Origin of the sequence: Variovorax sp. Sphag1AA, assembly GCF_014192575.1 — a bacterium.
GTDB lineage: Bacteria > Pseudomonadota > Gammaproteobacteria > Burkholderiales > Burkholderiaceae_C > Variovorax.
This window is the reverse complement of record NZ_JACHYC010000006.1, coordinates 466089-487852: the sequence shown is the minus strand read 5'-3', so window position 1 is coordinate 487852 and position 21764 is coordinate 466089. Positions and strand designations below refer to the sequence as shown.

General features: G+C 66.6%; 22 protein-coding genes. 6 read left to right on the top strand and 16 right to left on the bottom strand.

The features are described from left to right. Positions 1–44 precede the first annotated feature (44 nt). Complete coding sequence (gene atpE, locus FHW64_RS25125) at positions 45–287, top strand: F0F1 ATP synthase subunit C (protein WP_184530943.1); 243 nt, start codon at positions 45–47, stop codon at positions 285–287. 12 nt (positions 288–299) lie between these two features. Here atpE and FHW64_RS25120 read toward each other — a convergent pair whose 3' ends face one another. The 7 genes from FHW64_RS25120 to gtdA all read right to left on the bottom strand — a co-directional run bounded on the left by FHW64_RS25120 (position 300) and on the right by gtdA (position 7283). Continuing rightward, positions 300–1217 carry an acyl-CoA thioesterase II gene (locus FHW64_RS25120; RefSeq protein WP_184530942.1) on the bottom strand — a complete coding sequence of 306 codons (918 nt, stop codon included), beginning with the start codon at positions 1215–1217 and terminating at the stop codon, positions 300–302. Between the two features lie 67 nt (positions 1218–1284). After that, positions 1285–2031, bottom strand: a complete 747-nt coding sequence (locus tag FHW64_RS25115) for an AAA family ATPase (protein ID WP_184530941.1) — start codon at positions 2029–2031, stop codon at positions 1285–1287. Between the two features lie 2 nt (positions 2032–2033). After that, a complete protein-coding gene (locus FHW64_RS25110) occupies positions 2034–3383 on the bottom strand; it encodes an FAD-dependent oxidoreductase (RefSeq protein WP_184530940.1) in 1350 nt (449 codons plus the stop codon). Beyond that, positions 3380–4357 (bottom strand): tripartite tricarboxylate transporter substrate binding protein, encoded by a 978-nt coding sequence (locus FHW64_RS25105; protein WP_184530939.1) that lies wholly within the window; start codon positions 4355–4357, stop codon positions 3380–3382. Before FHW64_RS25105 ends, FHW64_RS25110 begins: the two co-directional genes overlap by 4 nt. 62 nt (positions 4358–4419) lie before the next feature. Further along, positions 4420–5397, bottom strand: a complete 978-nt coding sequence (locus tag FHW64_RS25100; protein WP_184530938.1) for a tripartite tricarboxylate transporter substrate binding protein — start codon at positions 5395–5397, stop codon at positions 4420–4422. Positions 5398–5448: 51 nt separating this feature from the next. Continuing rightward, positions 5449–6153: a fumarylacetoacetate hydrolase family protein gene (locus FHW64_RS25095; RefSeq protein ID WP_184530937.1), complete on the bottom strand. Its 705-nt coding sequence runs from the start codon at positions 6151–6153 to the stop codon at positions 5449–5451. Between the two features lie 59 nt (positions 6154–6212). Then, positions 6213–7283, bottom strand: a complete 1071-nt coding sequence (gene gtdA / locus FHW64_RS25090) for a gentisate 1,2-dioxygenase (protein ID WP_184530936.1) — start codon at positions 7281–7283, stop codon at positions 6213–6215. A gap of 123 nt (positions 7284–7406) precedes the next feature. Here gtdA and FHW64_RS25085 point away from each other — a divergent pair, with 123 nt between their 5' ends. Next, on the top strand, positions 7407–8321 hold the full coding sequence (locus FHW64_RS25085; RefSeq protein WP_184530935.1) for a LysR family transcriptional regulator: 915 nt from the start codon (positions 7407–7409) through the stop codon (positions 8319–8321). Positions 8322–8349: 28 nt separating this feature from the next. Then, entirely contained in the window at positions 8350–8802 is a 453-nt protein-coding gene (locus FHW64_RS25080; protein WP_184530934.1) for an acyl-CoA thioesterase, read from the top strand. Between the two features lie 13 nt (positions 8803–8815). Here FHW64_RS25080 and FHW64_RS25075 read toward each other — a convergent pair whose 3' ends face one another. Continuing rightward, positions 8816–10870 carry an alpha/beta fold hydrolase gene (locus tag FHW64_RS25075; RefSeq protein WP_184530933.1) on the bottom strand — a complete coding sequence of 685 codons (2055 nt, stop codon included), beginning with the start codon at positions 10868–10870 and terminating at the stop codon, positions 8816–8818. A gap of 97 nt (positions 10871–10967) precedes the next feature. On the opposite strand from FHW64_RS25075, the gene FHW64_RS25070 reads away from it, so the two are divergent. Both FHW64_RS25070 and FHW64_RS34775 read left to right on the top strand, forming a co-directional pair. Next, positions 10968–11624: a response regulator transcription factor gene (locus tag FHW64_RS25070; RefSeq protein WP_184531114.1), complete on the top strand. Its 657-nt coding sequence runs from the start codon at positions 10968–10970 to the stop codon at positions 11622–11624. Beyond that, positions 11621–13012: an ATP-binding protein gene (locus FHW64_RS34775; RefSeq protein ID WP_184530932.1), complete on the top strand. Its 1392-nt coding sequence runs from the start codon at positions 11621–11623 to the stop codon at positions 13010–13012. Before FHW64_RS25070 ends, FHW64_RS34775 begins: the two co-directional genes overlap by 4 nt. Here FHW64_RS34775 and fahA read toward each other — a convergent pair. From fahA to FHW64_RS25040, 5 genes are read right to left on the bottom strand one after another with little or no spacing between them, the layout of a single operon-like run. Next, entirely contained in the window at positions 12984–14261 is a 1278-nt protein-coding gene (gene fahA / locus FHW64_RS25060) for a fumarylacetoacetase (RefSeq protein ID WP_184530931.1), read from the bottom strand. The genes FHW64_RS34775 and fahA overlap by 29 nt on opposite strands. Beyond that, the gene (gene hmgA, locus FHW64_RS25055) at positions 14258–15562 is read right to left on the bottom strand and encodes a homogentisate 1,2-dioxygenase (RefSeq protein ID WP_184530930.1); all 1305 of its coding nucleotides are present in this window, start codon (positions 15560–15562) and stop codon (positions 14258–14260) included. Before hmgA ends, fahA begins: the two co-directional genes overlap by 4 nt. Before the next feature lie 27 nt (positions 15563–15589). Further along, positions 15590–15793, bottom strand: a complete 204-nt coding sequence (locus FHW64_RS25050; protein WP_184530929.1) for a DUF2783 domain-containing protein — start codon at positions 15791–15793, stop codon at positions 15590–15592. Between the two features lie 4 nt (positions 15794–15797). Beyond that, positions 15798–17468: an FAD-dependent oxidoreductase gene (locus FHW64_RS25045; protein WP_184530928.1), complete on the bottom strand. Its 1671-nt coding sequence runs from the start codon at positions 17466–17468 to the stop codon at positions 15798–15800. A 4-nt stretch (positions 17469–17472) separates the two neighbouring features. Beyond that, positions 17473–18432 (bottom strand): MBL fold metallo-hydrolase, encoded by a 960-nt coding sequence (locus tag FHW64_RS25040; RefSeq protein WP_184530927.1) that lies wholly within the window; start codon positions 18430–18432, stop codon positions 17473–17475. A gap of 123 nt (positions 18433–18555) precedes the next feature. Here FHW64_RS25040 and FHW64_RS25035 point away from each other — a divergent pair, with 123 nt between their 5' ends. Then, a complete protein-coding gene (locus FHW64_RS25035; protein ID WP_260306328.1) occupies positions 18556–19383 on the top strand; it encodes an IclR family transcriptional regulator in 828 nt (275 codons plus the stop codon). Here FHW64_RS25035 and FHW64_RS25030 read toward each other — a convergent pair. The 3 genes from FHW64_RS25030 to FHW64_RS25020 form a co-directional block, all read right to left on the bottom strand. After that, the gene (locus FHW64_RS25030; protein WP_184530925.1) at positions 19364–19849 is read right to left on the bottom strand and encodes a GFA family protein; all 486 of its coding nucleotides are present in this window, start codon (positions 19847–19849) and stop codon (positions 19364–19366) included. The two genes, FHW64_RS25035 and FHW64_RS25030, sit on opposite strands and share 20 nt — an antisense overlap. Beyond that, positions 19846–20196 carry a GFA family protein gene (locus tag FHW64_RS25025; RefSeq protein ID WP_184530924.1) on the bottom strand — a complete coding sequence of 117 codons (351 nt, stop codon included), beginning with the start codon at positions 20194–20196 and terminating at the stop codon, positions 19846–19848. The genes FHW64_RS25030 and FHW64_RS25025 overlap by 4 nt, the downstream gene beginning before the upstream one ends. Positions 20197–20263: 67 nt before the next feature. Beyond that, positions 20264–21760, bottom strand: a complete 1497-nt coding sequence (locus FHW64_RS25020; protein ID WP_184530923.1) for a DUF1501 domain-containing protein — start codon at positions 21758–21760, stop codon at positions 20264–20266. Between the last annotated feature and the right edge of the window lie 4 nt (positions 21761–21764).

Here is a 21764-nt window from a genome sequence, read left to right as displayed (position 1 = left end):
CGGCAGCAACCAGGCCGAACTTCCAAGGCCAACGAAAGAGCAACATGAACGGCTTCGACTCCCTTCCCCTCGCTGCAGGTCTCCTCATTGGCATCGCCGCCGTGGGCTCGTGCCTCGGCATCGGCATCGTCGGGTCCAAGCTGCTCGAAGGCACGGCGCGCCAGCCGGAGCTCAAGGACACGCTGCAGACTCAGTTCTTCCTGATCGCAGGCGTGACCGATACGGCGTTCATCATTGCCACCGGCATCGGCCTGTGGTTCGCCACCGCGAACCCCTTCAAGGGCTGATGGGCGGGGGCCTCAGATCGGAGCGGCGCGGCCTGCGCTGGAGAGTAAGCTGCCCTTGGGCAGGATGCGCAGCATGCCTTCCTGCGCGGTCGAGGCAACCAGCCTTCCGTCACGCGTGAAGACGCTGCCGCGGCAGAAGCCGCGCGCACCGCCGGCGCTCGGTGAATCGAGCACGTAGAGCAGCCACTCGTCCATGCGGAAATCGCGGTGGAACCACATCGCGTGGTCGAGGCTCGCGGGTCGCACCTGGCCGCTCATGAAGCTCAGGCCATGCGGCAGCATCGCGGCACGCAGCAGGCCGTGGTCGGATGCATAGGCGAGCAGTGCGCGATGCACCAGCGGATCGTCCGGTAGCGGTGCGATTGCACGCATCCACAGTGCGCTTTCGGAAGATCGCGGCGCCGGGTCCAGCGGATCGTCGGGCTCGACGCGGCGGTATTCGATGCCATGCGGCACGAGGCCCTTGGCGCGGAAGTACTCTGGCAGGCGATCGCCGAGCGCGATGCGCTGGTCGAGCTCGCTCGGCAGGCCGTCGGGGCCGTCCAGCTCGGGCATGGCAAGCTGGTGCTCGATGCCCTTGTCGACCGTCTGGAACGAGGCCGACATCTCGAAGATGATGCGTTCGCCCTGCCGCGCGACCACGTGGCGCGCAGTGAAGTTGCGGCCATCGCGCACGCGGTCCACCGCGTATTCGATCGGCGCATGCTCGCCGGGCAACAGGAAATAGGCGTGCATCGAATGCACCGGGCGGTCTGCGCCGACCGTGCGGCACGCCGCCATCAGCGATTGCCCGAGCACCTGGCCGCCGTAGACGGCCGGGGTGCCGATGTCTTCGCTTTGCGCGAGGAATCGGTCATCGCCCAGGGGTTCGAGGTGCATCAACTCGACGAGGTCATCGACGAGGCGGGCGGCGGTCGCGGGGTCAGTCATGGGGAAAAGCGCAGAAACGAGCCTGCAACGATAGCAAAGAGACAGCCGAGACGCTGTCTCGCGCCTGTCAGGCCAGAAGAATGCGCAGCATGCGCTGGGGATCGGCGAGAAAGTCCCGCGTCACCTGGAAATGCTCGGTGTCCTCGTAGGCGACCTGCGAAATGCCATTGCTGTCGAACTGGAAGATGCTGGCTTCCGGATAGGCCATCAGGATCGGCGAATGCGTGGCGATGATGAACTGCGAGCCCTCGCTGGCCAGATCGTGGATGCGCGCGAGCACCGCGAGCTGGCGCTGCGGCGACAGCGCCGCCTCCGGTTCGTCGAGGAGGTACAGGCCCTGCGGAATGAAGCGATCCCTCAGCAGCGCAAGGAACGACTCGCCATGCGACTGCTCGTGCAGCGATCGCCCGCCATAGGCGTTGATCACCGGCGGGCCGAACGAAGGTTCGGCATCGAGCTTCTCGATCTCGGTCGCGACGTTGAAGAAGCTCTCCGCTCGCAGGAAGTACCCGCTGCGAGGTCTCTTCATTCCCTTGGCAATGCGCAGGTACTCGTGAAGCTCCGAATGCGAGGGGCGCGTACCGAACTGGAAATTTCGGCTGCCGCCTTCCGGGTTGAAACCCAGCGACACCGCGATGGCCTCCAGCAGCGTCGACTTGCCGGAGCCGTTCTCGCCAATGAAGAACGTGACCTTGGGATGCGGCTCGATGCGATCGAGCGCGCGCACCGACGGCAGGTTGAAGGGATAGCGCTCGAACGACTCCACCCGCTCGCGCAGGAGCGAGACGCGGCCGACGAAGCGCGTCTCGATCATGCTCAGTGGTCGATGTCCGCGCCGTCCGCGACCAGCTTGCGCTGCAGCGCCGGCACATCCACCGCGGCGAAGCTGTCGCCGCCCAGGGAAGCCGCTGCCGTACCGGCCGCCTGCCCCATGACGAAGCAGCCGCCGCTGGCGCGCGCCGCCGATTGGCCTTCGTGCGTCATCGACGCGCAACGCCCGGCCACCAACAGGTTGTCCACGCCGCGCGGCACGATCATTCGCCACGGCAACTGGTTGTAGGTGCGACGCTCGTCGCGCGGGAAGGCCCACTCGATACGGCCCGCCGCGTGCATCTCCATCGGCCAGGCATTGATGCCGATGCTGTCGTCGAAGCGCGCGGACGACAGGATGTCCTCGCCCGTCAACGCATAGAGCCCTTCGATGCGCCGCGTCTCGCGGATGCCCACCTGTGGCGCGATCTCGACGATGGCCGACTGCTCGAAGCCCGGCACTTCCGCCTTGAGGAAGCGGAAGTACTCGGCGATCTGCCGGCGGCCTTCGATCTCGCCGTCGCTGAGCTCATGCGCATTGACCCCGTTCATCGCATTGCCTTGCGCGTTGCGGATCTGCGTGACATTGGCGCGCCATTCGCGCGGGTCGATCTGCGGACGCAGGATCGCGCCTTCGCGCGGGAAGCGATACGCGTCCGGATCGCGCTCGCGCACCTTCGTCATCAGGTCGTTGATCGCCTTGAATTCGCCCACCGCCGCCAGCGCGCGCTGCGCATCGACGTGACCCACGCGGAACATCGTCGACGGAAAGAGCCCGCTGCCATGCCCATCGCCGACCGCGAACGGCACGCCCGCGAAGGCGGCAATATCGGAATCGCCGCTGCCGTCGATGAACGCATTGGCACGGATGGCCTGCCGGCCCGACTTGGTCTCGACGACAAGCGCGGCGATGCGCTGCCCGTCCATCACCACCGAAGCGGCGAGCGCATGGAAAAGCAGATGCACGCCCGCAGCGAGCAGCAACTGGTCCGCCGCGCACTTGTAGACCGAGGTGTCGTAGGAGCGCACGCGGATGCGGCCCTGCATGCCGTCCTGCGGCTTGTTGAGGCCGCCCAGCGCGTCGATGCGATCCAGCAGGTCGTCGGCGACACCGTGCACGAGTTGCGTCATCTCGCCTTCGCGCTTGCCGTAGAGGCCCGCGAAGTTGGTCACGCCACCCGCGGTGCCCATGCCGCCGAGGAAGCCGTAGCGCTCGACCAGCAGCGTGCGCGCGCCGCGCCGCGCTGCACTCACGCTGGCCGCGATGCCCGCCGGCCCGCCGCCAACCACGACGACGTCGTATTCGCCGAAGACCGGCAGCTCGCGCTGCGGCTCGAGAACTGTCGATGCGCTCACTGCAGCTTGATTCCGTTGGTCGAGATGATCTTCGACATGATCGCCGCCTCTTCCTTCACGCGCGAGCGCATGCCGTCAGGCGAAGTGCCCACAGCCTGCCAGCCCTGGTCGAACAGCTTCTGGCGCACTTCGGGCGACTTCATGATGATCGCGAGTTCCTTGTTGATCCGCTCCTGGGCGACCTTCGAGAGGTTCGCCGGGCCGAGCAGCGCGGTCCACACCTCGAGGTTGAAGTCCTTCACGCCGGCTTCGGAGAGCGACGGCACTTCGGGCGCCAGCGTGCTGCGGCCGCTCGTCAGGCCGACGGCGCGAAGCTTGCCGGCCTTGACCTGCGGCAGCGCCACGCCCGGGGGGATGAGCGCCATCTGCACCTGGCCGCCGATCAGGCCGGTGACCACTTGCGGGTTGCCTTGATAGGGCACGTGAATCGCCTTCATGCCCGGCACGCGGCTCTTGAGCTGCTCCATGCCGAGGTGGCCGACCGAGCCCACGCCCACCGAGCCGTAGCTCCAGGTGTCGCCGGCCTTGCGGGCGGCATCGAAGAAGGCCGTGCCGCCCGGCAGGTTCGCAGGCGCGACCAGCATCAGCGGCGCAGTGGCGATCAGGGACAGGTAGGTGAAGTCCTTGGCCGGGTCGTAAGGCAGCTTCGGATACAGCATCTTCGACGAGGTCAGATTGCCGTTGATCACGATGCCGAGGGTGTGGTCGTCCGTGGCCTTGGCCACCTGGTCGGCCGCAATGTTGCCCGACGCGCCCGGCTTGTTGTCCACCACGACCGGCTGGCCGAGGGCCTTGGACAGCGGCTCGGCGATGGTGCGTGCCGCGATGTCGGGGGTCGAACCACCCGGGAAGCCCACCAGCAACCGGATCGGCTTGGTAGGCCATGCGGCGGTCTGCGCCATGGTGCCAAACGGCAAAACGCCTGCGGCGAGGCCGCAGGCGACTGCGAGAAGAGCTCTCTTGGATGCGTGCATAGAAACGAACGGGGGATGGAATAAGGAAGGGCCACAAGGATAGCCCTACCTGTGACGAGTCGTTACTCGAGGCTGATATTGCCCCGGCGAACCAGTTCGCCATAGATCTTCGACTTGGCCTCGGCATTGCGCTCGATCTCTTCGGGCGACCATGCCAGTGGCTCGAACGCAAAGGTGTCGAAGCGCGCACGGATCTCGGGATCGGCGATCACCTTCGCGATGTCGGCGTTGATACGCGCCCTGATGGCCGGCGGCACACCCTTGGGCGCGAGGATCGACACGAAGGAGTTGACCTCCAGCGCGGCCGGACCGCCGGCCTCGGCCATGGTGGGCACGTCAGGCATCTGTGGAATGCGCTTGGGCGCGGCGATCGCGATGTAGCGCAGCTTTCCGGCCTTGTAGATGCCCTGGCTCGACGGGATGCTCGCGAAGCTCCAGTTCACTTCGCCGGTGCCGACGTTCGAGAAAAGCTGCGACACCTCGCGATAGGGCACGTGCTGCATGTGCGTGCCGGTGAGCGACTCAAGCTGCTGGCCGCCGAGATGGCCGGGGCTGCCGACGCCCCACGATCCGTAGCTCACCTGGCCGGACTTCGCGGCGGTGATGAGGTCGGTCATGTTCTTCCACTTCGAGTCCATCGGGACGGCCACGAAGAACGGCGTGCGGAACAGCGATGCGACCGGATCGAAATGCTGCAGCGGCACGAAGTTGCGCGACTTGTACAGGTGCGGCAGCGCGGCGAGGTGCTCGCTGTCGAGCTGCAGGAGCGTGTAGCCGTCGGGCGCCGCGCGCTTGGCGAAGTCGATCGCGATGAACCCGCCGCCACCGGGCTTGTTCTCGATCAGCACGCGCTGGTTCCATACACGGCCGAGCTTGTCGGAGACCATGCGCAGTACCGCGTCGGGCCCGCTGCCGGCAGCGAAAGGCGTGACGATGGTCACCGGCTTGGTCGGGAAGTCGGCAGCGGCGGTTTGCGCACCGGCGGTGGCCGTGAAGAGTGCCGCCGCGGCGCACGCGATCAGCGAGACGATCGATTTCATACCTGATTTGTCTCCGGATTGGATGGTTGGTGAGATTGCCTGAAACGGGTGTCAGTCGACGCGGACTTCGATGGATTCGAGCCCGTCGATGTGCACCTTCATCGTCTGCCCCGGCTTGACCGCGCCGACGCCTTCGGGCGTGCCGGTGAAGATCAGGTCGCCCGGTTGCAGCGCGAAGAGGGTCGACAGATTCGCGATCACTTCATTGACCGACCAGATCAGATGGGTGAGGTCGCTCTTCTGGCGGACTTCGCCGTCCACTTCGAGCGTGATCGCGCCGGTGGTGATCTCGCCCGCATCCGCCTTGGTGCGCACGACGCCGACCGGCGCGGAGAAATCGAAGGCCTTGCCGATCTCCCAAGGCCGGCCCTGCTCGCGCATCTTCATCTGCAGGTCGCGGCGGGTCATGTCGAGGCCGACCGCATAGCCGTAGATGTGCTTGGCTGCGTCCTCGATGGCGATGTTGCGTCCACCCTTTCCGATGAGCACGACCAGCTCGGCCTCGTAGTGATAGTTGGAGGTCAGCGGCGGATAAGGAATGGTCACCGACTTGCCCGCAGCCACCGGCACGATCGACGCCTCATCGTTGGGCTTGCAGAAGAAGAAGGGCGGCTCGCGGTCCGGATCGAAGCCCATCTCGCGCGCATGCGCCGCGTAGTTGCGGCCCACGCAGTAGACACGGCGCACCGGAAACTGATCGCTCGAGCCGGCAATGGAAAGGCCGACGATGGACGGGGGAGTGACGACGAAAGACATGAAGGCTCCTGCCGCTTGTCGCGGCACACGGGTCAAAAAACAGGGGAAAGATCGGGCGATCAGGAATCCGCGAGGAAGGCTTCGCGCAGCACGCCCATGGCCTGTTGCACAGGACGATCCGAGAAGCTGAACAACACCGTCTCTTCGCTCGCCGACAGGCACAGCGGTGCCCACGACGGCACGACGAAGGTGTCGCGCGGGCCGAAGCTGAAGCGCTGGCCGGCGATCTCCGCGGTGCCGGTACCTTCGACGACGCTGTAGACCGCGCCGTCGGTCGCACGGTGCGTCTTGCCCGCGAAGCCCTTCGGAAGCAACTGCAGGTTGGTGCCAATGGTGGGCATGGGCGAGCCGCCCGTCAGCGGGTTGATGTAGCGCAGCTTGTGGCCGAGCCACGCATCGGGCGCTTCCTGCTTCTGCAGTTGCGCAAGTGCCTCGCGGCTGCGTGCGTACGGGTAATTGAAGATCGGCGAAGTCGGGCTCGCGTGGTCGTGGCGCACCGGCACCATGTTGTGGCCGAAGCGCGCGAGGCTGTTGCCTTCGGGCCGCGAGACATGCTGCACCTTGGCGTCGTCGTTCTCCGCAAAGCCGGCGTCGAAGAAGCGCAGCATCGGGATGTCGAGGCCGTCGAGCCACACCACTGGCTCGCTCACGCCCTCGATGCCTTCGTTGCCATGGTCATGCCAGGCCCATGACGGCGTGATGATGAAGTCGCCCGGGTACATCGTGGTGCGCTCGCCGCTCACCGTGGTGTAGGCACCCTTGCCATCGACGATGAAGCGCAGTGCCGACTGCACATGGCGGTGCGAAGGCGCGACCTCGCCCGGCATGATGAGCTGCAGCCCCGCGTAGAGCGACTGCGTGATCGACGAGCGGCCGGGGATCGCCGGGTTCTCCAGCACCAGCACGCGGCGAACGGCTTCCTCGGCGGTGATGAGCTCGGCCGACTCCATGAGCAGCGGGCGGATCTCGTCGTAGCGCCAGAGTGCCGGCACGCAGGGCGTCTGCGGCTCGCGCGGCACGAGCGCGTGCAGCGACTCCCAGAGCGGCGTGAGGTTCAGCGGGCGGATGCGCTCGTAGTAGGCGCGGCGTTCGGATGCGTCGCGGTGCGCGGGCTGTGTGGCGGTGTTCATGGCTTGTCTCCTGGCTCCGGGCCAACGGCGCGATTGTTTTACGGGACCACTATCCGTTCAAGACCGCCAGCCAATACTCGATATCTCGTTTTTCGATAATGGTGGCTTCCGAAGGAAAGCCCCATGTCCAAACTCGATCTCGAATGGCTCGCCGTCTTCGACGAGGTCTACAAGACCGGCAGCGTCTCGAAGGCGGCCGACCGGCTCGGCATCGCCCAGGCCGCCGCCAGCACCATGCTCAACAAGCTGCGCGAGCACTTCGACGACCGGCTCTTTGCGCGCACTGCGCAGGGCATGCAGCCGACGCCCTACGCCCAGCGGCTGTGCGGCCATGTGCGCGAGGTGCTCGCGCAACTCGAACAGGCGCGCGGCAGCCGTGCGATCTTCGATCCGGGAGAGGCACGCCGCAACTTCCGCATCTGCATGACCGACATCAGCGAAGTGGTGCTGCTGCCGGGCCTGCTCGACCATCTGAGGCGCGCGGCGCCCGGGGTGCACATCGAGACCGAGATCGTCTCGACCGACAGTGGCCGCCGGCTGGAAGACGGCGAAGTCGATCTCGCCGTGGGCTTCATGCCGCAGCTCGACGCCGGCTTCTATCAGCAGACGCTCTTCATGCAGGACTTCGTCTGCGTCGTGGCACAGAACCACCCGCGCATCGGCGCGCGGCTCAGCCGAAAGCGCTTCGAGGCGGAGGCGCACGCGGTGATCTCTTCATCGGGCACCGGCCACGCGATCGTCGACAAGACCCTCGCCCGGCTGGGCATCACGCGCAACGTGGTGGCGCGGCTGTCCAGCTTCCTGAGCGTGGCGCGGATCGTCGCGCGCACCGAGCTGGTCGTGATCGTGCCCCGCATCCTCGGCGAGGTGCTGGTCACGCAGGAGCCGGTGAAGCTGCTCGATGCGCCCTTTGAACTTCCGGCTTATGCGGTGAAACAGCACTGGCACGAGCGCTTCCACGCCGATGCGGGAAATGCGTGGCTGCGGCGCACGGTGGCGCAGCTCTTCGGCCCCCAAACTGGCACGGCGCTCGCATAATCCTCGCCAATCAACTCCACGCCGCACCATGTCCGCCATCACCCTGCGATTCCTGGCCGAACCCAGCACCGTCAACTTCGGCGGCAAGGTCCACGGCGGCACCGTCATGAAGTGGATCGATGAGGCCGGCTACGCCTGCGCCACGAGTTGGTCCAAGCGCTACTGCGTGACGGTCTTCATCGGCAGCATCCGCTTCCACCGGCCGATCATGATCGGCGACCTGGTCGAAGTCGAAGCGCGACTGGCCTACACCGGCAGGACCAGCATGAACATCTCGGTCGAGGTGCGCAGCGGCGACATGAAGGGCGGCGGCATGCACAAGACGACCGAATGCCTGATCGTCTTCGTCCCGGTCGACTCGCACGGCCGGCCGCTCGAGGTGGATACGTACACACCAGGAACCCCCGGCGAAATGGCGCTGGCGGAGCGCGCCAGGACGCATCTCGATGCCGCACGCGCGGCCGCAGGCGCCAGCGCCTGAACGCGAGCGCTCGCTAGCGCATCTGCCGCGGCATCAGCTCGTAGTAGTCGAAGCCGTTGCTGCGCCCGCCAAGGCAGGTAGCCAGCGTGTCTTCCACTTCCCGCCACAGCGCAAGCCGGTTGCGCCACTTGCGCACGCTGTGGCCTTCGTCCGGGAAGGTCATGTATTGCACCGGCCGCCCGAGCCGGCGCAGTTCGGCCACCACGTCATCCGAATCCTGCCGAAGCACGCGCACGTCGTTTCCGCCATGAATCACCAGCAGCGGCACGGTGATGCGGTCGATGTTCGAGATCGGTGAGTTCGCCAGCATCTCCGCGCGCTCGTCCGGCTTGGCGACGTCGCCGAAGGTCATGGCGAAGTAGTGGCGGTTGCGCCAGAACGGCGGCCAGTTCTCGATCACGCGCGGCCAGTTGGCGACGCCGACCATGTCGATGCCGCAGCGGTAGTCGTGCGGCTTCTGGATCAGCTGCGCCAGCACCGAGAAGCCGCCGAAGCTCCCGCCTAACACCGCGATGCGCTGCGGATCGCCAATGCCCTGGTCGATCGCCCATTGCACCGCCTCGGCGATGTCGCGCTGGATGCGGCCGTTGTATTCGTGCGCACCGGCCAGCATGAACGCGCGTCCGTAGCCGGTCGACCCCCGGTAGTTGACCTTCAGCACCGCGTACCCGCGATTGGCCAGCATCTGGGTGTTGGTGAATCCAGCCGTCTGCCAGCTGTCGCGCGCCCACGGGCCGCCGTGGATGTCGACGACCAGTGGTGCCGGCCCCTTCACGCCGCGCGGGCGCACCACATAACCGTGCACCGTCAGCCCGTCGGAGGTCTTGAAGGCGAAGGGCTCCGTTGGCGAGAACAGGCCCGGCTCGGGCTTGCGCGGCGGGGTCAGGCGGGTGAGCTGGCGGGTGTCTCGATCGAGCAGCATCTCGACCGACTCTTCGCCGCCGACCGTGCGCAGCACCATCCGGCGCGAATCCTCCGACACGCTCTGGGGGCGCGTCAGCACCGGGTCGGCGTCGATCCAGTCCCGCTCGCGCGCGGTCTGCACCGCCTTCGCCACCTCGCCGGCGAGCGCCGCATCGAGGTACTCGAAACGCGGCAGGCCGGGCTCCTTCGCGTAGCCGTAGGGAGCGCCTTCAGCGGGCGGGTACTGCGCGTAGTCGAGGTCGACGTCGGCGTCCTCGGCCAGCACGCGCTCACGGCCGCTTGCGAGATCGATCTCCACCAGCGCAGCCTTGTCGCGTCCCATGTTCGTCATCGCCCAGAGGCGTCCGCCCTTCGGATCGATGCGATGCAACGCGAAGAAATCGAAAGGCTTGACCGTGCGAAGGCGCTGCCAGCTTCCATCGGCCGCGCGGATCTCGACCGCGAGGTCCGAGCCGTCCTCGCTCCCGAGCTGTCGCGTGCGGCCGGCGAGCTGGCGATCGGTGCCGATGAACCAGCTCACCACGCGGCTGTCGGGCTCGCTGCGGGCGACCTCGCGCACGGTGCGCGTCGCAGCATCGGCCTCGAAGAGATCCATGCTGCTGCGGTCGCGCCGGTTCGTCGAGAAGTAGAAGCGCGCGCTGCCGGGCTCGCCGCGTGCGACGTAGGCCGATCGCACGCCGGGCCATGGCGTCACCGCCCAGGGCTTGGCGTCCGGCGCGTCGCTGTCGAGCACGAAGAGCTGCGTGTTCTCGTCGCCGGTGAAGTCCTTGATGTAGCTGATGTAGCGGCCGTCGGGCAACCACGAATAGGTCGGGCCGGAGATGAAAGGCCGCGCGAGCGTGCCGGTCGCGAAGGTGCGCGTTCCGGGGCCGCCCAACGGCGCATCGCTGGCACGAACGGCCAGGCCGACATCGGTGCCGACCGTCTGCACCCAGAGCAGCTTCTTCCCGTCGGGCGAGAGCGAATGGCCGTCGACGTAATCGATGTTCGCGACGAAGCGCCGGAGCGGCACCAAGGGCGGCAGGTCACCGCTCTTCTGCGCCTGCGCGAGCGCGGGATCGGTCGGCGCGGTCGAACACGCGGCCAGCGTGAGCATCGTCAGCGAAGCAGCCAGCACTGCCAGCCAGCGCGGTCCATGGACCATGGTCTGTCTCCCTCTACAGATGGATTTGTTGTTGGCGGCATTCTGTCGCGCCCAACCTTTGGCGAAGCCAAAGGTGACCGCATGCACAATCGCCGCCGTGCACATCCTGCTGATCGAAGACGACCTGGATCTGGGCCGCGCCTTGCAGGCCGCGCTCAAGGTCGACGGCCTGACCAGCGAGTGGCTGCGCCGCGCGGCCGATGCACCCCGCGCGCTCGACGCCGCGGCGTACGACTGCGTGCTGCTCGACCTCACCCTCCCCGACGGCAGCGGCTTCGATCTCCTGCATCGCTGGCGCCGAGACGGCAGCACGATGCCGGTGATCGTCATCACCGCGCGTTCCGCCATGGAAGACCGGCTCGCCGGACTCGACGGCGGCGCCGACGATTTCGTGATCAAGCCCTTTGCCACGGTGGAGCTGATCTCGCGCATCCGCGCGGTGCTGCGCCGTTCCGCGCGGCAGGCCAGCGAGGTATGGACGCTCGGCGCGATCGCCATCGAACCGCGCAGGCATCGGGCCTCGCTCGACGGCGCCCCACTGGACCTGTCGCCGCGCGAGTTCCGGCTGCTTCTGGAACTGGCGCGCGAACCGGGCGCCGTGATCGCGAAGGGTGTGCTGGCGCAACGGCTCGAACCACTGGGCGAACCGCTCGACTTCGCAGCCATCGAGGTGCACGTCTCGAACCTGCGGCGCAAGATCGGCGGCGAGCGCGTGCACACGGTGCGCGGCGTCGGCTACATGCTCGCGACATGAAGGCGCTCTTTCGCCGCACCATCGTTCAGCGCGTGTTTCTGGCGCTGCTGATGGCCTTCGTGCTCGTGTGGGCCGCGCTGCTGGCCTACATCTACCTGGAGTTCCGCCAGGCGCTGGCGGTGGATCAGGGCCTGAAGCGCGTCGGCCGGGCGCTGACCGCAGCCATGGAAGACCTCGGCGGCGACGACGACAAGGTGCGCATCCTCATCAACGCCACAGCCACCGAATACAAGATGCTGCGCCTGAGCGGCAACCCCGAAGGCAGCCTGCTCCTGCAGCTCGACCGTGGCGGGGACAGGCTCTTCGCCTCACCGGCACTGGGCTCGCAGGTTCTTTCGGGTGAAGCGAGGCAGGTCGTCAACCAGCAGATCAACGGAATCGCCTACTGGGTCTATCGCAGCGAAGCTGGGCCGTGGACCCTTCACATGGCCGAGCCCGAGATCACCGGCGCCTGGGTCCTCGAACGCAATGCGCGGCGCGTACTGCCCTATCTGCTGCTGGCGTTTCCGATAGTGCTGCTGCCCATCTGGTTCGCGGTGACGCTCGGCCTGCGACCGCTGCGCGTGCTGGCCGACCGGCTCGCGCGGCGCGGCGCCACGGACCTGTCGCCAATCGGCCTGGATCCGCGCTATGAGGAGTTGAAGCCACTCGTGGCAGCGCTCGAAGACATGCTGCGTCAACTACGCGACCAAGTGGCGCGGGAACGCGCCTTCGTTCACGACGCGGCCCATGAGCTGCGCACACCGATGGCAGTGATCGCCGCACAGGCCCATGCCCTGACCGGCGCTCCCAACGACGACGAGCGCAATCGCGCCCAGACCCAGCTCGAATTGGCGATCGCCCGCGCCTCCCATCTCACGCAACAGTTGCTGGAACTCGCCTCGCTCGATGAAAGCGCACACGCGCAGCGCAAACGGATCGACGTGACGCAGCTCGCACGTCAACTGCTGGCCCAGGTCGCGCCGCGCGCGATGGCGCGCGGCATCGATCTGGACCTCGAAGCGCCCGACAGCCTGGTGGCGGACATCGAGGTCCAGGCGTTCCAGTCGATCCTGGAGAACCTCGTGGACAACGCAATCCAGTATGCGCGCGACGGCACGCGCATCGCCGTGACCTTGCGGTCGGACGACGAAGGCGCGCTGCGGCTTTCAGTCGAAGACGATGGCCCGGGCATTGGCGAATCGGAGCGCGAGCGCGTGTTCGAGCGCTTTCATCGCGGCGCCGGCCACGAGTCACCAGGCTCAGGACTGGGCCTGGCGATCGTGAAGCAGGCCACCCATCGAAATGGCGGCCGGGTGGACCTCACGGCCGGTCTTGGCCAGCGCGGCGCTGGCTTTCACGTGTGGCTGCCGGTCGGGCTCAGCCCGCAGCCAGTACCGTCCCGCTGACTTCCCCGAGCCCGATGCGCACTGCGCCCGCGCGCTCGCAGTAGCCGCGCATGCTCAGCGTGTCGCCGTCCTCGAGGAAGGTGCGCTTCTCGCCATTGGGCAGCGTGATCGGTTGCTTGCCGCCGACCGTCAGTTCGAGCAACGAGCCGGACTGGTCCTGCGTCGGGCCCGACAACGTGCCGGAGCCGAACAGGTCGCCCGGTTGCAGGTTGCAGCCGTTGACCGTGTGATGGGCGACCAGTTGCCCCGGCGTCCAATAGGCCGCTTCGGCCGTGTTGCCGCGCGTCAGGCGCACCGCAGGTTCGCCGGCTTCGCGCATCTTTGCGGTCTGCAGCCAGACTTCGAGCGTGATCTCGAGCGCGCCGCTTTCGCGGTTGGCGGGCGAGTCGAGATACGGCAGCGGCTGCGGATCGCCCGCCGGGCGCTCGAACTTCGAGCGGAAAGGCGCGAGGGCTTCCATCGTCACGATCCACGGCGAGAGCGTGCTCGCGAAGTTCTTCGCGAGGAAGGGACCCAGCGGCTGGTACTCCCACGCCTGCAGGTCACGCGCGGACCAGTCGTTCAGCAGCGTCACGCCGAACAGGTGCTGTTCGGCTTCCGCGATCGCGATCGGCTCGCCCAGGTCATTGCCGCGGCCGACAATGAAGCCCAGTTCCAGCTCATAGTCCAGGCGCTTCGACGGGCCGAAGCTCGGCTCGGCCGCATCCGGTGCCTTGGTCTGCCCCTGCGGGCGCTTGAAGCGCTGACCGCTCACGCCGATGGACGACGCACGGCCGTGGTAGCCGATCGGCACCCATTTGTAGTTGGGCATGAGCGGCTGGTCGGGGCGGAACTGCCGTCCGACTGCGTTCGCGTGGTGGATGCCCGTGTAGAAGTCGGTGTAGTCGCCGATGCGGCAAGGCACGGTGAGCTCGACCGCCGATTGCGCGTGCAGGGCCTTGCTCCATGCAGCCTGCTTCGCGCTGCCTTCGCGCAGCCCTTCGGAGAGCGCCGTGCGGAGCGCCTGGCGCTCGGAAGCGCCTTGGGCGAGCAGCACGTTCATGTCGTCCGTGTCGACGAGGCCAGCGGCCTTGACGTCGAGCACCTGGTCGCCGATGGCGACGCCGATGCGGAAGGCTTCCTTGCTGCCACTGGGGCGGAAGCGGCCAAAGGGCAGGTTCTGGATCGGAAAGTCGCTGCCGGCTTCATTGGCCGAAGTCACCCAGCTCTTGAGCTTCGGGTCGTGCGTGGCGTTGATTGCGTTCGTCATGGCTTGAAGTTGTCCTGGAGGCCGGCCCAGCAGTCGGCGTAGTTCTGGTCGAGCACCGGGCTTTGCATCGCATACCCGGAAGGAATGAAGCGGTAGCGGCTTTCGAACATGAAGGCCAGCGTGTTGTCGAGCTTCTGCGGCTTGAGGTCGCTGTGGCTCGCCTTCTCGAAGGCTTCCTCATCGGGGCCGTGCGGCACCATGCAGTTGTGCAAGCTCGCGCCGCCGGGCTTGAAGCCACCAGGCTTGGCGTCGTATTCGCCGTAGACCAGCCCCATGAACTCGCTCATGAGGTTGCGGTGGTACCAAGGCGGACGGAAGGTGTCTTCCATGACCAGCCAGCGCGGCGGGAAGATCACGAAGTCGCAGTTGGCCGTCCCGAGTGTGTCCGACGGCGAGGTGAGCACCGTGAAGATCGATGGGTCCGGATGGTCGAAGCTGATCGAGCCGATGGTCATGAAGTGCGCGGTGTCGTACTTCACCGGCGAGAGGTTGCCGTGCCACGCGACCACGTTGAAGGGCGAATGCTTCGTCGGTGCGGACCAGAAGCGGCCGCCGAACTTCTTGACGAGTTCGTAGGCAACGGTCGCGTCTTCATAGGCGGCGACGGGTGCCTGGAAGTCGCGTGCGTTTGCCAGACCGTTCGAGCCGATCGGGCCGAGTTCGGGCAGGCGGAAGTGCGCGCCGTAGTTCTCGCACACGTAACCGCGCGAGAGACCTTCGGGCAGGTCGACCTTGAACACCACGCCGCGCGGCACGAGCGCGATCTCGCCGGGTTTGACGTCGAGCACGCCCATCTCGGTCGTGATCTCCAGACGCCCCTGCTGCGGCACGAAAAGCATTTCGCCGTCGGCGTTGACGAAGGCGCGGCGGTTCATCGACTTGCTGGCGACGTAGACGTGCGCGGCAAGGCCGGTCTGCGCATCGGCGTCACCGTTGGCAGCCAGCGTGCGCATGCCATCGACGAAATCGACCTCGGCGTTGTCCAACGGGATGGGGCCCCAGCGCATCGGCTCGGGCGGAAGCGCGATCTCACGGTCCGCGCCGGTCTTCCACAGCGTCTGCGTGTAGGCCTTGTAGCGGCCGGCGACCACCGACGGCTGGCGGCGGTACACCCAGGTGCGGCGGTTCTCGTGGCGCGGCGCAGTGAAGGCGGTGCCGGAGATCAGCTCGGGGTACAGGTCGAAGGGTGCGCGCTGCGGGCTGTTGCGGCCCTGCGGCAGCGCACCGGCGACGGCCTCGGTGGCGTATTCGTTGCCGAAGCCGTTCTGGTAGCGGCGCTCGGCGGCGGATGCGTTCGTCATGGAATCCTCTTTCTTGAATCCGGGAATTCAGCGGGCTGCGGCTGCGGCGGCTTGGAAGGCCTGCCGCAAGACGGCGGTGGAACCGATGTGGTTGGCGAGCACCAGCACGAGACGCGCGTTGTAGGCGTGGCTCTCTTCGGTGCTCAGTCCCTGGTGGGCTTCGATGAGTGCCTCGTAGAAGTCGTCGGGCGCTTCAAAGTTCGGCGTGGTGATGAGGTTTGCGTTGCTCATGGCTTCAGGCCTTTGCCAATGCGCGATCGCGCGCGGCGCGCACGTCCGCGGGAGCCGGATGGCGCCAGCGCGCGCAGACATGCTGGTCCGGACGCAACAGATAGACCGTGCCCGGCTTCGCGTCGTAGCGTTGCGCTGCCAGAGCGCCTTCGCTGGTGTCGGCGACGTTCACGATGTGCAGCGGCACATCGGACTTTGCGAGCGCTTCGCGGCTGCGCTCGGCCGCTTCGCCGTGGCCGAAGACCAGTGCGGTGAAGCAGGTCGCGGGATGGGCTTGCGAAGCCGGGTTGAGTTCGCGCAGCAGCCAGCCGGTGCTGCCGTCGGCACGCACGATCGGCGCATCGGCAGCCGGCGCGCCCGGCACCATGCGGCCGGCGAACGCATCGGCATCAGCGGTGTTGAGCGGCGAATCGCCCAGCGTCGAAGGCACCGACAAGCGGCCGCTGTTGACTAGCGTGCGCGCGAAGGCGTGTCGCTTGGAGAGCTCCAGAACCGCATCGCGGAACAAGCGGCTGACGTCGCTCTTGGGCGTGATGAAGTCGGTCGCGCGGGTGGAGTTGCGAATGTTCTCGTCGGCCGCGTATTCGCGCTCGCTCGCGTAGGTGTCGAGCAGGCGATCGGGCGCTTCGTTGCGCACCACGGCGGCGAGCTTCCACGCGAGGTTGTCCGCGTCCTGCACACCGGAGTTCGCACCGCGCGCGCCGAAGGGCGAGACGCCATGCGCCGAGTCGCCTGCGAAGAGCACCCGGCCCTGGCGGAAGTGATCCATCCGCTGGCAGGCAAAGGTGTAGACGCTGGCCCATCCGATGGTGAACTGCACGTCGTGATGGTCGATGCTGTCCAGCAGCGCCCGCACGCGCGGAATGATCTTCTCGTGCTTGCGCTCTTCCACCGGATCGGCGTCCCAGCCGAGCTGGAAGTCGACGCGCCACATGCCGTCGGCCTGCTTGTGCAGCAGCACGCTCTGGCCGGGATGGAACGGCGGATCGAACCAGAACTTGCGCTCGGTCGGCAAGTCGGTGTCCATGGTCACGTCGGCAATCAGGAAGCGGTCACGGAAGATCCGGCCCTTGGCTTCCTGCCCGAGCATCTGGCGCATGTTCGACTTGGAACCGTCGCAGGCCGCCACGTAGTCCGCTTCGAGCCGGTAGTTGCCTTCCGGCGTCTCGATGGTGAGCACGGCGCGGTCAGCGTTCTGCTCGACGCCGATCACCTTGTTGTTCCAGCGCAGGTCGATCAGCGGCAGCTCGGCTGCGCGCTCCGAGAGGTAGCCTTCGACGTAGTACTGCTGCAGGTTGATGAAGGCCGGGCGCTCGTGGCCCGCCTCGGGCAGCAGGTCGAAGTGATAGACCTGCTCGTCCTTGAAGAAGACCTTGCCGATCTTCCAGGACACGCCCTTGTCGACCATGCGATCGGCACAGCCCAGGCGATCGAAGACTTCGAGCGTGCGCTTGGCGAAGCAGATCGCGCGAGAGCCCGTCGAGAGCGTGTTGTCGTTGTCGAGCAGCACCACCGGGATCTGCTGCTGGGCGAGATCGATCGCGAGCGCGAGACCCACCGGGCCCGCGCCGACCACGACGACCGGATGGCGCACCGGCTGCGCGGCGTCCTGGTCGGGGTGGTGCTTGTAGTCGAAGCGCAGCGACTGGTAGTCGACCGAGGCTTGGGCTTGCATGGCTTCAGCCTTCCAGTGCCTTCCACATTTCGATGTCGCGCTCGGCGGTCCAGATGCGCGGGTCGGCGTACTTGGTCGCTTCGTCGTAGCAGCGCGTGACGTCGAACGGCATGCAGTGGTCGAAGATCACCCAGTGTCCGTACTTGGGCTTGAGCTTGGCGTAGGTTTCCTTGTAAGCAGTGTTCAGGTCCTTGCCGGACTTCGCACTCGCGCTCACGCTGGCCCACACATCGGCGATGAAGTCGCGCGTGCCGGCGAGGCCCTTGGCGACTTCGTCGGGCGTGGTGAGCGCCGCGCCGCGGCCCGGAACCAGTGCCTTCGGCTTGAGCGCCGCGATGTTGTCGAGCGTCTGGGGCCAGTCCTGGAAATAGGCGTCGCCGGCGTACGGCGTGGCGTCGAACTCGACGAGGTCGCCCGACAGCAGTGCCTTCTCGCCCGGCAGCCAGACGACGGTGTCACCCTTCGTGTGGCCACGGCCCAGTTGCAGCAGTTGCACTTCGAGCTTGCCGAGCCACAGGGTCATCTTGCCGGTGAAGGTCATCGTCGGCCAGGTCATGCCGGGCGGCACGGTCTCGACGCCCGCGAACAGGCGCGGGAAGCGGCCGATCTCGCTGGCCTTGTCCTGCTCGCCGCGCTCGACGATGAGGTCGTAGGTGTCCTGGCTCGCGAGGATGTGCTCGGCTCCGTAGGCGCTGGCACCGAGCACGCGCACCGCGTGGTAGTGGGTCAGCACCACGTACTTGATGGGCTTGTCGGTGACTTCGCGGATGCGGCGGATCACGTCCTGCGCCATGGCGGGCGTGGCCTGGGTGTCCGCCACGAGCACGGCGTCGTCGCCAATGATGATTCCGGTGTTGGGGTCGCCTTCGGCGGTGTAGGCCCAGGCGTGTTCCGAAATCTGACTGAAGGTGACCTTCTTTTCTTCCAGGTCGGCCTGGCTGGCGAACTTCTTGGTCTGGCTCATCGCGGGAGTCTCCTTGAAATTTGACTAAAGCAAACTAGTTTGCAGGGAACGAATGCGCGGAGTGTATTCGGATGATCAGTTAATGTCTAATGCTTTCTCCATGAACAAATGAGGGACACGGTCATGAGCACCGACAGCGATCGCGCGCAGCGCGGCATCCAGAGCATCGAGGTGGGGGGCCAGCTGCTGCGCGCCCTGGTCCACCACGGCCGGCCGATGGCGCTGAAGGACCTCGCGCGCGAGGCCGAGATGTCCCCGGCCAAGGCGCATCCGTACATGGTCAGCTTCGGCCGTCTCGGGCTGATCGAGCAGGACCGCACCAGCGGTCACTATCTGCTCGGACCGCTCGCGTTGCAACTGGGGTTGATCAGCCTGCAGCAGGCCAATCCGGTGCATGTGGCGACGCCGCTGATCGCCGAACTGGCGCAACAGATCGGGCAGACGGTGGCGATCGCGGTCTGGGGCGACCGGGGCGCGACGATCGTCCGCCTCGCCGAATCGCCCGCGCCGCTGCATGTGAACATGCGACACGGCACGGTGTTCTCGCTGACCAACACCGCCTCAGGCAGGCTCTTCGGCGCCTATCTCGATCCGGCGGTGGTCCAGCGCCTGCTGGAGGAAGAACGCCAGCGCGAACGCAAGGGCATCACGGACCCGCCGCAGCGCGGCATGCCGCCGGTGCAGCCGCTGCCTAGCTGGAAGGACTTCGAGGTGCAACTGCAGGAGGTGCGCAAGCGCGGACTGAGCCGCTCCGAGGGCGAGATCCTGCCCGGCGTGAGCGCGATGTCGGCGCCGGCCTTCGATCACACCGGCGCGATCGTGCTGGCGGTGACCGCCATCGGCCCGGCGGCGATCTTCGATACGCGCTGGGACGGCGAGATCGCGATGGCGCTCAAGGCCTGCGCGGACCAGGTGTCGCAGCGGCTGGGCGCTATTTCTTCAAAGCCTTGAGCCGCTCGATGCTCTCGGGCGGCCAGTACTGCGAGCGGCTGTAGTACTCGTCGACAGCCGGCATGCCCGGCGGCAACACCACCCAAGGCTGCTTCGAGCAGGTAAAGATGTGGATGTCGGGCGGCAGCAGGTCGGGGTTGTCGAGCGTGCCGACGCGAACGAACTTCACCGCCTCGCCGGCACCCGAGTAATGGCTCCAGAGTGCGACGCGGCAATGCGGGCAGCGCGCGATCTTCTGGCCCTTGCCGCTCAGCGAGGGCGTGTCGACCATGTCGATCTCGCCCGTCAGCAACGCCACCCGGTCGCTTTCGATCATCGCGTTGATCGCGAATGCGCTGCCGCTTTCGCGCTGGCACCAGCGGCAGTGGCAGCAATTGACGAAAAGCGGCCGCGTCGCCATGCGATAGCGCACGGCGCGGCAGGTGCATCCGCCTTCCGCGGGGAAGGCGTCGGCAGCGGCGCTCATCGCGATCGCCCGTCGTAGTGCGTCACCGGCACCTTGTCGAGATCGATGCCTTCGAGGCAGCGGATGTTGATCGCGGCGGTGAGCTCACCATTCGGGTACTGCGCCTCGCCGTGCGTATGGATGCCGCAGGTCTTGCAGAAGAAGTGCTTGATGACGTGCTTGTTGAACAGGTAGACGCCCACGTTGTCATCGACCGGCGTGGTGATCGTCATCTGATTGCGCGGCACGAACCACAGCAGCGACCCTTTGCGCTGGCAGATCGAACAGTTGCACGCCAGTGCCTTGTCGATCTGGCCCTCGACTTCGAAAGCAATGCGGCCGCAGTGGCAGCTGCCCTGGTATTTCATCGCGTGTCTCCTTTCATCTGCATGACCGGTTACGGACGGCCTCGCAGATTACTCCACGCACACCTGCTCAGCTCATGAAGCCGACATCCTTCGGAAAGTCGATGCCGTTGACGTTGCCGCCGAAGTTCTTCAGGTTCGGCAGGATCCCCGGCAGGTCGGCGTCGGGCACGCCGAACCACTTGGCAAGCGTCGCGCCGTACTGGTCCACTGAGGTCGTCGGAATGAGCCGGCCCTGCCCCACGTGGCCTTCGTAGCCGGCCAGCTTCGCGTCGTTGTTGATGCTGACCACCTGCGGCGTGCCGTAGAGCTGCTTGCCCTTGACGGCACCGCCGACGACGAAGTGATGGCTGCCCCAGCCGTGGTCCGAGCCGTCGCCGTTGCTCGCGAGCGTGCGGCCGAAGTCGGAGGCGGTGAAGGTGGTCACCTTGTCGGACAGACCTTGCGCTTCCATCTGCGCGTGGAAATTGGCGACCGCATCGCTGAGCTGCTTGAGGAGCCCCGGCTGGTTGGCGATGAGGTTGTCATGCAGGTCGAAGCCGCCCATCGAGACGAAGAACACCTGCCGCTTCACGCCGAGCGCGATGCGCCCGCGGATCATGCGCGCCACCATCTTGAGCTGGTTCGCGAGCCCGCTGTTGTTGGCCGACTTGCTGCCGTCGGCGTTCGTCACGAGGAAGGTGTCGGTCGAGAAAGTCGCGGGCTGGATCGCCGCGGTCACGGTCGTTTCGGCTTCGACGGCGCGCTTGGTCACGCGGTTGTATTCGTTCTCCAGCGCGTGCGAGCGCGCTTCCTGCAGCAGTTGCGCCATCGCCGACTTGACGGTGGCGGAGCCATACACGGTGCTGCTCTTCACACTGTTGATACCGACCGCGCCGCTGGTGCTCACCTGGTACTGCAGCGCGGTATCGCCCGAGAGGAACACCGCATTGCCCGACACCGACACGCAGGTGAAGAGCGAATTGCCGTTCTGCGACAGCGCGAGATCGCCGATGTTGCCGCCCCAGCCCACCGTGGAGCCTTCAGGCGAGGACGACTGCCAGATCGACTGCTGATCGTTGTGCGAGAAAAGCTTGGGGGGCTGCGGATAGAGCTTCTTGTTGCTGTTGTTGTACTGCGCGCGCGTGAGCGGCACCACCAGTGGCCCGACGTTGAGCTGCACCGCCATCTTGCCGGTGGTGTTGAACAGGTCGGCGAGCGCCGTCATCGCCGGATGCAACGCGTACTGGCGTCCATCGGCCAATACAGTGGTCGGCGTGAGCAGCGTGGGCAGCAGTGCGTCCTTGGCGATCGCGATGCCACCCGAAGCCTGCGGGACGCGGATGGTGCTGTAGGCGTTGTAGCTCGGGTCGTCGTAGGTCACCACGGTGTTCGCGTAGTCGTTGCCACCGAAGAGGAAGACGCAGACCAGCGCCTTGAAGTCGTCGGATGGCGCAGCCTGCGCAGCGGCCTCGCCCATCGCGGCGAGGTTGAGCGCAAAAGGCATTGCGGTGCCCGCCATCGCAAGATGGCCCGCGCGTCGCAGGAAGGCGCGCCGGCTGTGGGCGGCAGGATCGATCAGGTACATCGCG

Excerpts from the sequence above, each read along its gene's own strand:
- FHW64_RS25120 (WP_184530942.1), bottom strand. The coding sequence starts at position 1,217 with ATGACTGACCCCGCGACCGCCGCCCGCCTCGTCGATGACCTCGTCGAG.
- FHW64_RS25085 (WP_184530935.1), top strand. The coding sequence starts at position 7,407 with ATGTCCAAACTCGATCTCGAATGGCTCGCCGTCTTCGACGAGGTCTAC.
- FHW64_RS34775 (WP_184530932.1), top strand. The coding sequence starts at position 11,621 with ATGAAGGCGCTCTTTCGCCGCACCATCGTTCAGCGCGTGTTTCTGGCG.
- FHW64_RS25095 (WP_184530937.1), bottom strand. The coding sequence starts at position 6,153 with ATGTCTTTCGTCGTCACTCCCCCGTCCATCGTCGGCCTTTCCATTGCC.
- FHW64_RS25025 (WP_184530924.1), bottom strand. The coding sequence starts at position 20,196 with ATGAAATACCAGGGCAGCTGCCACTGCGGCCGCATTGCTTTCGAAGTC.
- FHW64_RS25040 (WP_184530927.1), bottom strand. The coding sequence starts at position 18,432 with ATGAGCCAGACCAAGAAGTTCGCCAGCCAGGCCGACCTGGAAGAAAAG.
- FHW64_RS25100 (WP_184530938.1), bottom strand. The coding sequence starts at position 5,397 with ATGAAATCGATCGTCTCGCTGATCGCGTGCGCCGCGGCGGCACTCTTC.
- FHW64_RS25030 (WP_184530925.1), bottom strand. The coding sequence starts at position 19,849 with ATGAGCGCCGCTGCCGACGCCTTCCCCGCGGAAGGCGGATGCACCTGC.
- atpE (WP_184530943.1), top strand. The coding sequence starts at position 45 with ATGAACGGCTTCGACTCCCTTCCCCTCGCTGCAGGTCTCCTCATTGGC.
- hmgA (WP_184530930.1), bottom strand. The coding sequence starts at position 15,562 with ATGACGAACGCATCCGCCGCCGAGCGCCGCTACCAGAACGGCTTCGGC.
- FHW64_RS25115 (WP_184530941.1), bottom strand. The coding sequence starts at position 2,031 with ATGATCGAGACGCGCTTCGTCGGCCGCGTCTCGCTCCTGCGCGAGCGG.
- fahA (WP_184530931.1), bottom strand. The coding sequence starts at position 14,261 with ATGACGAACGCAATCAACGCCACGCACGACCCGAAGCTCAAGAGCTGG.
- FHW64_RS25050 (WP_184530929.1), bottom strand. The coding sequence starts at position 15,793 with ATGAGCAACGCAAACCTCATCACCACGCCGAACTTTGAAGCGCCCGAC.
- gtdA (WP_184530936.1), bottom strand. The coding sequence starts at position 7,283 with ATGAACACCGCCACACAGCCCGCGCACCGCGACGCATCCGAACGCCGC.
- FHW64_RS25035 (WP_260306328.1), top strand. The coding sequence starts at position 18,556 with ATGAGCACCGACAGCGATCGCGCGCAGCGCGGCATCCAGAGCATCGAG.
- FHW64_RS25105 (WP_184530939.1), bottom strand. The coding sequence starts at position 4,357 with ATGCACGCATCCAAGAGAGCTCTTCTCGCAGTCGCCTGCGGCCTCGCC.
- FHW64_RS25020 (WP_184530923.1), bottom strand. The coding sequence starts at position 21,760 with ATGTACCTGATCGATCCTGCCGCCCACAGCCGGCGCGCCTTCCTGCGA.
- FHW64_RS25045 (WP_184530928.1), bottom strand. The coding sequence starts at position 17,468 with ATGCAAGCCCAAGCCTCGGTCGACTACCAGTCGCTGCGCTTCGACTAC.
- FHW64_RS25080 (WP_184530934.1), top strand. The coding sequence starts at position 8,350 with ATGTCCGCCATCACCCTGCGATTCCTGGCCGAACCCAGCACCGTCAAC.
- FHW64_RS25075 (WP_184530933.1), bottom strand. The coding sequence starts at position 10,870 with ATGGTCCATGGACCGCGCTGGCTGGCAGTGCTGGCTGCTTCGCTGACG.